General features: G+C 70.8%; 12 protein-coding genes. 5 read left to right on the top strand and 7 right to left on the bottom strand.

Annotated elements, in window-relative coordinates; genetic code table 11:
* Window positions 1-808 (bottom strand): phytanoyl-CoA dioxygenase family protein (locus tag E1287_RS17925; RefSeq protein ID WP_131966094.1); only part of this gene is annotated, 808 nt, incomplete at its 3' end.
* Window positions 809-880: 72 nt separating this feature from the next.
* Between E1287_RS17925 and E1287_RS17920 the strand changes: the two genes are divergently transcribed.
* Complete coding sequence (locus E1287_RS17920) at window positions 881-1,339, top strand: Lrp/AsnC family transcriptional regulator (protein WP_165969063.1); 459 nt, start codon at window positions 881-883, stop codon at window positions 1,337-1,339.
* A 110-nt stretch (window positions 1,340-1,449) separates the two neighbouring features.
* On the opposite strand, the gene E1287_RS17915 is transcribed toward E1287_RS17920, so the two are convergent.
* The 6 genes from E1287_RS17915 to E1287_RS17895 all read right to left on the bottom strand — a co-directional run bounded on the left by E1287_RS17915 (window position 1,450) and on the right by E1287_RS17895 (window position 5,716).
* Window positions 1,450-1,725: a CDGSH iron-sulfur domain-containing protein gene (locus E1287_RS17915; RefSeq protein ID WP_131966092.1), complete on the bottom strand. Its 276-nt coding sequence runs from the start codon at window positions 1,723-1,725 to the stop codon at window positions 1,450-1,452.
* Window positions 1,722-2,390, bottom strand: a complete 669-nt coding sequence (locus tag E1287_RS17910) for a HemK2/MTQ2 family protein methyltransferase (protein ID WP_131966091.1) — start codon at window positions 2,388-2,390, stop codon at window positions 1,722-1,724. Before E1287_RS17910 ends, E1287_RS17915 begins: the two co-directional genes overlap by 4 nt.
* Window positions 2,387-3,502, bottom strand: coding sequence for an iron-containing redox enzyme family protein (locus E1287_RS17905; protein WP_131966090.1), 1,116 nt, complete (start codon window positions 3,500-3,502; stop codon window positions 2,387-2,389). The genes E1287_RS17910 and E1287_RS17905 overlap by 4 nt, the downstream gene beginning before the upstream one ends.
* Window positions 3,503-3,639: 137 nt before the next feature.
* Window positions 3,640-3,771, bottom strand: coding sequence for a hypothetical protein (locus E1287_RS46360; protein ID WP_279505426.1), 132 nt, complete (start codon window positions 3,769-3,771; stop codon window positions 3,640-3,642).
* Window positions 3,772-4,226: 455 nt separating this feature from the next.
* Window positions 4,227-4,832: an NAD(P)H-dependent oxidoreductase gene (locus E1287_RS17900; protein WP_131966089.1), complete on the bottom strand. Its 606-nt coding sequence runs from the start codon at window positions 4,830-4,832 to the stop codon at window positions 4,227-4,229.
* A gap of 212 nt (window positions 4,833-5,044) precedes the next feature.
* A complete protein-coding gene (locus E1287_RS17895) occupies window positions 5,045-5,716 on the bottom strand; it encodes a DUF4360 domain-containing protein (RefSeq protein WP_165969062.1) in 672 nt (223 codons plus the stop codon).
* 827 nt (window positions 5,717-6,543) lie between these two features.
* Between E1287_RS17895 and E1287_RS17890 the strand changes: the two genes are divergently transcribed.
* The 4 genes from E1287_RS17890 (at window position 6,544) to E1287_RS17875 (ending at window position 10,753) form a co-directional block, all read left to right on the top strand.
* Window positions 6,544-7,803: a vanadium-dependent haloperoxidase gene (locus E1287_RS17890; protein WP_207934285.1), complete on the top strand. Its 1,260-nt coding sequence runs from the start codon at window positions 6,544-6,546 to the stop codon at window positions 7,801-7,803.
* A 151-nt stretch (window positions 7,804-7,954) separates the two neighbouring features.
* Window positions 7,955-8,329, top strand: a complete 375-nt coding sequence (locus E1287_RS17885; protein WP_131966087.1) for an isochorismatase family protein — start codon at window positions 7,955-7,957, stop codon at window positions 8,327-8,329.
* A gap of 134 nt (window positions 8,330-8,463) precedes the next feature.
* Complete coding sequence (locus E1287_RS17880) at window positions 8,464-9,915, top strand: amidohydrolase family protein (RefSeq protein WP_131966086.1); 1,452 nt, start codon at window positions 8,464-8,466, stop codon at window positions 9,913-9,915.
* A 28-nt stretch (window positions 9,916-9,943) separates the two neighbouring features.
* The gene (locus tag E1287_RS17875) at window positions 9,944-10,753 is read left to right on the top strand and encodes an alpha/beta hydrolase (protein ID WP_131966085.1); all 810 of its coding nucleotides are present in this window, start codon (window positions 9,944-9,946) and stop codon (window positions 10,751-10,753) included.
* The last annotated feature ends 165 nt before the right edge of the window (window positions 10,754-10,918 follow it).

Genomic DNA, 10,918 nt, shown 5'->3' with positions numbered 1-10,918 from the left:
GGAAGAAGGCGTTGTGAAGCGAATCGTCATCGGGTAGCTGGTAGCGGCGGTAGATGTAGCCGCCCGATGCGGCGGTGAAGCGCGCGTTCGCGGGCAGGACATGGGCCGCCAGGGTATGGCGCCACGCCGTCCCGGCCCGCTGAGAGGCGGCCGCTCCGTGCCAGACGTTGCCGTCGTGAAAAACGATCGTGCCCGCGGGCACTTCGAGCTGGACGACGGCGGGGTCCGCGACTCCCGCGGCGGCGGCGGACACCCGCATCCGTGCGCGATGGTCGCCGGGATCGTGGAAGTCGGCCGGGAGCGGGACGGTCGGCCAGCGGTGGGAGCCGGGAACGTACTCGATCGTCGCCGCGTCGACGTGGGTGTCGTCGAACGTCATCCAGCAGGTGCTCATCGTCGCCGGAGCCAGGAAGTCGACGAAGGAGTTGTCCTGGTGCAGCGCCGACGCCCGCGCCGACGGTGGTTTGATCCAGATCGTGTCCTGGCCCAGGCGCGTCCCGGGCCATCCGGTGAGGTGGGCGATCCAGTCTCCGACCCAGGACGCCTGGACGATCGATACGATGACCTGGTCGGATTTCCAGGCGTTGGCCATGTGGCGCGTCGCGTCAGGAAGGCTCAGCCCTTCCCGCCAGTACCACTCGTCCGGATAGATCCCGGTCGGGAAGCGCCCCGCGAAGAGCCCGCCGAGACGGTCGCGCGCCCACCGGCACTGGTCGGGCGTGAACGCGGGTTCCATGACGACGAACCCGTCGCGGTGAAAGCGTTCACGCGCGGCTCCTGGGTCTTCCCAGGTGGTGATCGGATGCATACGGCGAAAACTACGGTAGCTTCGCCGCCATCGGTGATCATCCGAAACCGTCTCGGGAAAGGCAGGTGGTGTATGGAACTATCACGGGCGGACGTGGAGATGATCGTCGCTCTGCAGGAGAACTCTCGGCTGACCAACCGCGAGCTGGCCAAGCGGCTCGGCGCCGCCGAGTCGACGACGCACGAGCGCCTCCGGCGCCTGGTCCGGGGCGGCGTGATCAAGCGGTTCACCGCGGAGATCGATCCGGCCGCGCTCGGGCGGCCGATGCAGGCCATGATCGCTGTCCGGCTGCGTCCCCAGAGCGAGGACGTGGTGGAGCGCTTCCTGAGCGTGGTGTTGGACGATCCCTGCGTGCTCGACGCCACCGTCGTGTCCGGCGAGATCGACGTGCTGTTGCGCGTCGCCGTACCGTCGGCCGAACATCTCCGCACCTTCGCCTGGCGCAAGGTCACCTCGGCGAAATCGGTGCAGTCGATCACCACGCACCTGGTGTACGAGTACCGCCGCCGTCCGATCACGGCACCGACCTGATCTCCGGCCCCCGCATCGGGGGCGTGTTGCGGGACGGGTTGGTGAAGACCGTGATTTGACCCGCTCGACCAGCCTTGGGCATGGCGTGGCGCGAGCGGGCTTGGCAGGGGTTATTGGGGATTGTCGCGGGGGGCTGTGGGAGGTGCTTTGTTGGCCGGTGGAGTGGGCCGGGCGTGGCGGCGGTGGCTGGTGTCGCAGAATGGGTAGGCGCGGCTGCGGCGGCAGGCGCAGAGGGCTACCAGGAAGCGGTCCGATGTCGCCGTGGTGCCGTCGTCCAGGACGATCTCGACCGGGCCCTCGACCAGCACCGGTCCGCCCGGAATGATGCGTACTCGCCGTGGGTCCCGGCCTTTCGCCGGGTCGGGGCGGGCGGCGTCGGTGCTCATGGTGTCTGCCTTGTCGTGATGCGGTCGGCGCGTACTACGACCAGGTCTTCGTGTCGCTGTCCGGGACGGAGCAGGCGGCGCGCGGCCAGTGCCTCGGCTCGTCCGCGCATCACCGGGCCGAACGGCTCGCGCTGCCGTGCCACCACCTGGGCCCGCATCCCCGCCCGGCGCAGCGCCACCAACGTGGCCGCCACCCCGCTCAGGGCCGAATGCACCACCAGCAGCGTCCCCGAGGGCGACAGGTGCCGCGGGGCCGCCTGGCAGATCTTGTCCAGGACCGCCCGGCCGGTCGGGCCTGCCTCCCATGTGCGCGCCCGGCCGCGGGCCGACGCCGGGTCGGTGTCGCCCGGCACGTACGGGGGGTTGGCGACGATCACGTCGAACACCTCGCCCGCCACCGGCGCGAACAGGTCGCCGTGCAGGACCCGCACCGGCAGGCCCCGCACCCGCGCGTTCAGCCGCGCCGCCAGGACGGCCCGTGCCGACACGTCCACCGCGACGACCTCGCACCCGACGCGGGCTGCGGCCACCGCCACCGCGCCGGTCCCGGTGCCGAGCTCCAGCAGCCGCGCGCCCGGCGGGACGTCCGCGCGGCGCAGCGCCCTCGTCAGCAGATGCGTGTCGGACTGGGGGCGGTAGACGCCAGGCGGCCGCAGCAGCATCATCGGCCCACCGTCCCTGCGGCGTCCGCCGGGGAGGCCGTCAATGGGTGGCGCAGGGATGATCGGCCTGCCTGCCAGCAGTCCAGGAGGTGACGGCCGAACCGGTCCTCCAGCAGGACCGTGGCCCGGATCCCCAGCACCACGTCCGGTGCCAATTGAGGCTCGTCCGCGAGCAGCCCGCCGATCACGTCGTGGCGCAGCACCTGCTCGTGGACGGCGTCCGCCTCGATGTGCTCGGTGTAGAACAGGCGGGCCCGCGGGCCGCCGCCCAGGCGCTCCAGCGCCCGCGCCATCCGCCGCGCGGCCGGCGCCGTGGTGATCTCCGCGGCCGCGAAATGCCCCACCAGCGCGCCCCGCAGCGCCCGCCGCAGCCCGAACAGCGACATCATGTTGACGGTCGCCAGCGTCACCGCCGGCGCGGCGTCCACGTGAGCGCCGTAGGACGAGTCCAGGCCGAGGTCGTCGAGCAGGTCGGCGTACAGGCCCTGATGGATCATCTCCGGACGGCCGCCGCCGAACTCGTCGTGCTCCACCGCCACCAGCGCCGTCTTGGCGCGGCCCCGCAGCCGCGGGACGACCCACGCATGCGGGTCGGCCTCCTTCAGGTGGTACACCGACCGGTGCGCGGCGTGTTCCAGCAGTTGCCACCACGTCCCTTCGTCCCGCAGATGGTGGGTGACGCTTTGGCCGTCGACCGGCTCGGTTAGCAATTCCTCCAGCGTCCCGTCCACGTCGGTGTCGGCCTTGGTGGGGTGGACGGCGGTGTCGCGGCGTAGCGCGTCCAGGAACGTCGATTCCATCTCGCCGCGCAGCCGCAGTAGCCCGGTGTCCCACTCCCAGTCCGGGTCCACGCCGGCGAATCCGCGGTAGTGCAGCTCGTAACAGGTATGCAGGGCGATCTGCAGGTCCTCCCCATAGGGGTCGGCGGACGGCACGGCGCGCATCGCATCGGAGAACGGCGAGTGCGGGACGGGGATCGGCGGCGAGCCTGCGGCCAGCGCGTCCACCACCGCCCGCGACATCGGTCCCCGCGCGGCGGGCAGTGTCGGCGTCGCCGCCCGCAGCGGCGCCTGGGCCCGCTCGGCGGACGGGTCCAGAGCGTGTCCTACGGTCATCTCTCCTCCGTGGCCTCGAAAGTGCGGAGGTCTGGTACCCGCTCACATGTGTCCCATACGCCCGACTTCTCCCTATTGGCAGCCCGAAGCCCGTCCGGCTCATCGGCGAGCCCGCAGCAGGCGGGTCTCCGTCGGCTTCAGCCGGATGCGGGATCCCCTTCGGTGCCGGGGCCGGGCGCAGCGGGGCGGTCGCCTGCGGGCTCTTGCAGGTAGGCGGCCAGGCAGCCGAGCAGGCGGTCGATCTCGATGAGCAGCGGACCGTGGATCATCCACGCCTCGGCCGGGGGTCCAGTGGCGCAGCCGGTCGTTGAGTTCCCGTTTGCGGCACCGCGCCGCGTCCAGGACCTGCGGCGGTTCCGGCCGGGCCGGGCCGAAATGACGGCCACGGTAGGCGCTGACGACGGCGGCGGCGTGATCGAGGAGGTCGTCGTACACGGCCAGCAACTGCTGGACGCCCTTGATCACCGAGCGGTGCACGGTCGCGTCCACCATCGGGCACGCCACCCAGGTGGCGCGATGAACGGTAGCGACACCTCCGGCCGCTGCAGGGCGATCATCCAGGCCAGCACGGCTGCCATCGTGGCCTTGGCCGGCTGGACGGCGAGATCGCGTTCCCGTCCTGGAGCGCGGGACCACCTCGACCACGACATGGCGGCCGTTGTCCCGATGCCGACGCAAGCGGCGACCGGTAAACGGCACCGCGCGTTCGCTTTCCAGGACGGGGTCAGGACGGTGGGGCGGGGATCGGGTTCGCGGTCAGCGCGGAGGCGGCGGCCACCAGGTTGGAGGCCATCGCACGCCCCGTGCTGTGCGACCAGTCGCGGCCTTCCTCGCTCTCCAGGTAGCTCGGGCCGGGTCCGGGGCCCCGGTTCCAGTACGTCCACGCCTGGCCCGGGATCGTGTAGCCGAACTCGTTCAGCGCGCCGCTCAGATTGTTGATCACGTGATGGGCGCCGTCCTCGTTGCCGGTGACGATCACACCGGCGACCCGGTTGAAGGCGACGGGACGCCCGTCGTCATCGGTCTCCGACAGCATCGCGTCCATCCGCTCGATGACCCGCTGGGCGATCGAGGACGGCTGCCCCGCCCAGGTCGGCGACGCAAGGATCAGGATCTCCGACTCCAGCAGCGACCGGTGCACGTCCGGCCACGGGTCTCCGTCGCCCAGGTCGGTCTCCACACCGGGCGGGATGTCCAGGTCAACGGCCCGGATGGTCTCCACCGTGACGTCCCTGGCCCGCAGCGCCTCCTCCACGACCGCGGCGAGCGCCCCGGTGTTGGAGGTCTCCGGTGAGCGCTTCAGGGTGCAATTGATCACTACGGCGCGCATCGGCGCCTCCCTCCGGATCCGGGGCCGTGCCTGCTCCCGCGAGCTACCCCGATCACCGCCGCGAAACGTCAGCACACCCGGCGGGCGGACGCGAGCGCCCTCCACGGCCGGTCGGAGCGCGGGCCCGATGCCACGAGTAGGACCCCGGACAGGGGCCGGGCCCCGCCACGAGTTCGCGTGGTGAGGCCCGGTGGACGTTCGTGGTCAACGCATCAGCAGCGTCGCCAGGTCAGGTGGTAGGCCGCATCGGCGTTGACGGATTCCACCGCGATGAAGCTGGGCTCTTCGGAGTCGCCCGCGTTCACTCGCACTTCGGTGTTGATGTTCAGGTTGCGGTTCTCGCCGCACGGCTTGTAGACGCGCTCGGACCGGGGGATCCTGTCGTTGAACCGCCAGCTCCGGTTGGACGGACCCTCGATCGTGTGCGTCACCGATCGCGTTTCGGAGCTGCCCTGGAAGTAGTAGCTCGTCCGCCGTACCGCGCTGGCTCCGGGCTCCACGTGGGCGAAACCGCGGGACGAGATCCCGACGACGGCGTACGTATAGTTCTCCGGGTGGTTGACCCGCACGTTGAGCTGGCAGTTCTTCCGGAAGTCCGTGGGCGGGGCGTCGCCGCCGCCCCAGGCCAGGTACTTGTCGAAGGAGACGGTGAAGCCGTCGCCGTCGTCGGACGGGGTGACCCTCGCCGTGCCGGCCGGGCAGCCTGAGCCGAGGACGGTCACGACGTCCATGGTGACCCCGTCGGGCGGCTGGACCAACTGGGACTCGGTGCCGGTCTCGGGGCTGGTCTCGGAGGCGGAGGCGGCGGCGTAGGTGGCCGTCGCCAGGGCGGGCAGGAGCACGGCGGCGCCTACCACGATCCCCAGACGTCTGGTGTTCATCATGGTCGGGTCTCTCAGGAGGGGGTGGCCGCGGCCTCGTCGTCGCCCGCACGTCCGCCAGCCGTGACCGGCGGGCTTACGGCGACTTCGACGGCCGGGGCTGAATGGCGATCCTCTCGGTTTGGAGAATCCGTTTTGGAGGTTATTCCGCACCCCGCTTAGCGTCAACACTCTGCCATTGCCCATTTATTCACAATTCACATTGCTTTTGAATCGCTCTTTAAAACCGCCGGCGCGGCCCGCCGGGGTTTGGTCGCAACCGGGTATACCTGGGCAGGTCAGGATGTGGGCCGGTCGTCCAGGCGCTGGTGGGGGCGGCCGTATGCGCGCCGCACCCGGCCGCCTGCCTGTGAACAACGTGGACGTGATCCGGCACCCGAAGGGCGGATGGCCGATTCCGGCACCTCGGTGGACGGCCCGATCCCCCTACGCTGCAACTGTTGGCCGGGGCGCTGACTTGCTGAATCCGGGTATCCGGCTACCAACCGTTTGAAGGCGGCGTCGGGGAGTCACCGCCTCCGTGGTGTTCGCGACGCATATGTCCAAGAGATGGTTTACCCAACTCCATGAATGGCCCATTCCGGCCTAGCGGAGCCGGCTCATCGAATTTTGCCGCATAGATTTCAGCCGCGCACCTTGAACATGTTGCCTGACCGCTGTCATCGAGCTCCATTTTGAACACGGCCATCGATGTAATTCGGTCAGATCACCTCGTTGCCGAGGGCGCCACTGTGGACGGACACTGGAATCTTCTCGCGTGAGCCGGAACCGATGCGCTGTTGGGGGATGCCTTGAACCACCATGTACGTAAATCTGGAAGATTGCGCAGCGTGGCGATCATGACCGCGCTCGTCCTCACCCTGCCGGCGGTGTCCACGACCACCGCGGCGCAGGCGCAGACGCAGGTGACGCCGGACGCCTCGTCCAACGCCGTCATCACCTGGGACGTCCACGCCCAGACCGCCATCTACGAAGTCGGCCGGCAGTCGCCGACCACGGCCACGCGCAGCTTCGCGATCGTGCAGGGCGCCGTCTACGACGCGGTCAACGCGATCGCCGGCACCCCGTACGAGCCGTACCTGGTCGCCCCCCGCGCCCGGCGCGGCGACTCGACCCCCGCGGCCGTCGCCACCGCCGCCTACCGTGTGCTCCTCTGGCTGTTCCCCAAACAGGCCGACTCCCTCCGCGCGCAATACCGCGAGTCGCTCGACGCGATCCCCGACGGCCGTGCCAAGCGCGGCGGCATCGCGGTCGGCGAGGCCACGGCCGAGGCCATGATCGACGCCCGCCGCGACGACGGCGCGTTCTCCGACGCGAAATGGCCCGTCGGCACCGCGCCGGGGCAGTGGCGGCCGACCCCGCCGGACCACCTCCAGGTCGGCGCCTGGTTCGCCACCCTGAAGCCGTTCGTCGTCCGCGACCCCGGTGACTACCGCTCGCCGGGCCCGCCGGCCCTCGCCGGCCGCGCTTACGCCCGCGCACTGAACGAGGTCAAGGCCCTCGGCTCGGCCACCAGCACCGTGCGCACGCCCGAGCAGACCGAGGCGGCGACCTGGTGGGACGACCCGCGCCTGGTGGAGTGGGCCATCATCCGCCAGCTCGCCAGGACCCACCGGCTCAGCACCCTGGAGACGGCCCGCATGTTCGCGATGGTGGACATCGCGGCCGCCGACTCGCTGATCGCCTGTTACAAGGAGAAGAAGCGCTGGCGCTTCTGGCGTCCCGTGACGGCGATCCCGCTGGCGGACGAGGACGGCAACCCGGCCACCGACGGCGATCCGTCCTGGGCTCCGCTGCGGATCACCGCGCCGTCGGCGGAGTACCCGTCCGGCCACGCCTGCTTCACCACGGCGGTCACGACGGGCCTGCGGACGTTCTTCGGCCGCGACGACCTCTCGTTCAGCGCCTCCAGCGCCGACTCCGGGACGACCCGCCACTACAACAGCCTCTCCAAGGCCCTGGCCGAACTGCTCGAGGCCAGAGTCTGGGCGGGGGTGCACTACCGCTTCGCGTCCATCGACGGGGAGCGGCTCGGCGCGGCCGTCGCCCGCGACGTCCTCGACCAGGCGTTCGGCCCTCGCGACTCCTGACTGACTGCTCAGGTCAGCGCGCTGGCCTTCTCGGGGCACCGGGACGCGGCGACGCGGGCGGCGGCTCCGGTCGGGCGGTCGGCTTCGCCGAGGACGGTGAACGTCGCGCAGCCGAGGCCCGAGCCGGCGTCGCGGAAGGCGTCGTAATCGAGTGGCAGGCCGAAGCGGGACCGGGGCAGGACGCCGCCGAGTAGCCTCCCGCGAGCACCGCCGCCGCGCCCGGATGGACGGCCGCGGCCGCGCGCATCGCCGCCTCGTCCTCGGGCCGTCCGACGTAGACGATCGCGCGGGACGCGTCGAGCGCCTCGGCCGCGCGTCCACCAGCGGCTGCGTCCGTGCGACCGCCGTGGACATGATCCAGAGCGACCTGGCCGCCCTCGTCGTCTCGGACGCCTGTGCCGACCGCGACACCGTCCAAGCGGAGGCGGCGTTCTCCGACCTGCGCGCCAAATACTGCGACGTGGTTGCCGAGGCCGAGGCGCTCGACCTGCTCGCCGCCGCCGGGCCTGGCCCGGGGGTTTTGTGATCGCCGTCACGCCTGGTGACCTAGCGCTATGACGGTCCGGATATAGCACGGTCCGTAACCGGCATTGGGCATCGACCGGTCCGGTGTGCTCAAGATATGGACACCCAGGCGTCCACATTTCCGGAGGTCAGCTCATGAGCGTCTCACGTACCGTGATCACTGGCGGCCATGTGATCACGATGGATCCGGGCCTCGGCGACCTGCCGGGCGGCGCCGTGCTGATCGAGGACGACCGGATCGCGGCGGTCGCGCGGGACGCGGCGGAGTTCCAGGGCGCCGACGCCGAGACCGTCGACGCGGCCGGCGGGATCGTGCTCCCCGGCATGATCGACAGCCACCGGCACACCTGGATGGCGCTGATGCGGGCCGCCTCCGCCGACGAGTCGCTGCCGGAGTTCCTCGCCGGCACCTTCTACGGCACCGGGTCCTTCCTGGAGGCCGCGGACCTGGGCGCGGCGTCCACGGTCGGCGCGCTGGAGGCGCTGGACGCCGGCGTCACGACGATCATGGACTGCAACGACTGCGTCAACACGCCCGAGCACGCCGACGCCAACGTGGACGCGCTGCAGGCCACCGGAATCAGGGCCGTCTACAACTACGGGATGCAGGCGTACGAGTTCCCGGGCGCGTTCGCCTCGCACGACGACCGGCTCAAGGGCGCGTCCCGCCTGCGCCGCGAGCGGCTGTCCGCCGACGACGCGCTCGTCACGATGGGGATGCTGCTCACCGACTTCGGCATCCTCCCGTTCGGCGCGGTCGCGGCGGAGATCCGGCTGGCCCGCGAGCTGGGCGTGCTGCGCGCCTCGCACACCGCGGCGGCGACGACGTCCATCCTGCTGAAGGGGCTGCGCGAGCTCGCCGACCACGGCCTGCTGATCCCCGGGCACGTGCACATCCACTGCCCCGCGCTGGACGAGCAGGAATGGCGGCTGATGGCCGCGCACGACCAGCGGGTCACCATCGCGCCGGAGACCGAGATGCAGATGGGCATGGGCATCCCGCCGTTCCGCGCCGCGATGGACCACGGTCTGCGTCCCGGCGTGTCCACCGACATCGTGTGCGTCGGGTCCGGCGACCTGTTCTCGCAGATGCGGCTCGGCCTCCAGATGCAGCGCATGCTCGACAACGCGAAGGTGCACGCCACCGGCACCATGCCCTGGACGATCGGCCTCACCACCCGCCACGCGCTCGAATGGGCGACCGTCAACGGCGCGCACACCCTCGGGCTCCAGGACCGCGTCGGCTCGCTGACGCCCGGCAAGAAGGCCGACGTGATCGTCGTCAAGCCGCGGATGGACCTGGTGCGTCCGAGCCACATGGCCGGCGCGGTCGTGCTGCAGTCCACGGCCGCGGACGTCGACACGGTCATGGTGGACGGCGTCGTCCGCAAGCGCGGCGGCGAGCTCGTCGGGCAGGACCTGGCGGCGGTCCGCGCGCGGGCGAACGCGGCGCTCGACCGGATCCAGGAGGGCCACGCCAAGCTGCCGAAGCACGGCGCCGAAGAGCTCGCCGGATGGTTCGGCGCCGCCGAGCGCATGGCCAGCCGCAACTTCAGCGACGCCTACGCGGACGGCCTCCCGGCCTGACCAGTCCAGCGGCCACTGAAAGGAAGACATGAGCGACCTCAAGACCGTCCGCGTCGGCGGCCACCCGATCACCTACCAGGACCGGGGGCCGTCGGACGCGCCGGCCGTCGTCCTGCTGAGCGGCTGGTGCCATGACCACCGGCTGTTCGACCGGCTCGTCCCGCGCCTCGGCGACGACCTGCGCGTCCTGTGCGTGGACTGGCGCGGCCACGGCGAGGACCGCTCCCCCGTCGGCGACTTCGGCTACGCCGAGCAGGCCGCCGACACGCTCGCCGTCCTCGACGCGCTGCGCGTGGACCGGTTCCTGCCGGTCTCGCACTCGCACGGCGGCTGGGCCAACCTGGAGATCGCCGAGCGGACCGGCACGGCGCGGGTGCCCCGCCTGATCGTCGTCGACTGGCTGATGACGCCGCCGTCCCCCGACTTCGCCGCCGGGCTCGCCGCCATCCAGGATCCCGACCGCTGGACGGAGGCCCGCCAGAGCCTGTACGACGTGTGGCTCAACGGGCACCACCACGAACGGGTGCAGCGCCACCTGGACGTGGAGATGTCCGGTTTCGACTTCGAGATGTGGGCCCGCTCCTGTCGAGTGATCGCCGACGCGTACGCCGAGTTCGGTTCCCCCTTGGAGCGGATGGCCGGGCTGAGCGAGCAACGTCCGATCAAGCACCTGTTCTCCCAGCCGGACACCCGCTCCTACGAACAGGCGCACATCGATTTCCAGAGCGGACACCCCTGGTTCGAGTACCGCACGCTGAACGGCCCGACTCACTTCCCCACGCTCGACTCTCCCGACAAAGTCGCCGCCGAAATCCGCGACTATATCAAAGCCCTGTAAACACGAGCATCGCCCGCGGGCCACCGCGTTTCTCCCGCGCGGCCTGACTGCTTGACCAGCCGTTCCGGCCGCTGACCGCGCCCCGGTCGCCTCCAGGAGAGAACTGAATAGCGCGGATCCAATGGCGAATGATCAACCGGACGCCATGTCATATGCCTGGAGCGG

Origin of the sequence: Actinomadura sp. KC06 (assembly GCF_004348735.1) — a bacterium.
In the GTDB taxonomy this organism is placed as follows: domain Bacteria; phylum Actinomycetota; class Actinomycetes; order Streptosporangiales; family Streptosporangiaceae; genus Spirillospora.
Note: the sequence above shows the minus strand (reverse complement) of the source record. Positions and strands in the feature narration are given on the sequence as shown.

Bases quoted from the DNA above. Each gene is read 5' to 3' on its own strand.
- E1287_RS17920 (WP_165969063.1), top strand. From the start codon at position 881: ATGGAACTATCACGGGCGGACGTGGAGATGATCGTCGCTCTGCAGGAG.
- E1287_RS17915 (WP_131966092.1), bottom strand. From the start codon at position 1,725: ATGAGCACCGACGCCGCCCGCCCCGACCCGGCGAAAGGCCGGGACCCA.
- E1287_RS17910 (WP_131966091.1), bottom strand. From the start codon at position 2,390: ATGATGCTGCTGCGGCCGCCTGGCGTCTACCGCCCCCAGTCCGACACG.
- E1287_RS17905 (WP_131966090.1), bottom strand. From the start codon at position 3,502: ATGACCGTAGGACACGCTCTGGACCCGTCCGCCGAGCGGGCCCAGGCG.
- E1287_RS46360 (WP_279505426.1), bottom strand. From the start codon at position 3,771: ATGATCCACGGTCCGCTGCTCATCGAGATCGACCGCCTGCTCGGCTGC.
- E1287_RS17900 (WP_131966089.1), bottom strand. From the start codon at position 4,832: ATGCGCGCCGTAGTGATCAATTGCACCCTGAAGCGCTCACCGGAGACC.
- E1287_RS17895 (WP_165969062.1), bottom strand. From the start codon at position 5,716: ATGATGAACACCAGACGTCTGGGGATCGTGGTAGGCGCCGCCGTGCTC.
- E1287_RS17880 (WP_131966086.1), top strand. From the start codon at position 8,464: ATGAGCGTCTCACGTACCGTGATCACTGGCGGCCATGTGATCACGATG.
- E1287_RS17875 (WP_131966085.1), top strand. From the start codon at position 9,944: ATGAGCGACCTCAAGACCGTCCGCGTCGGCGGCCACCCGATCACCTAC.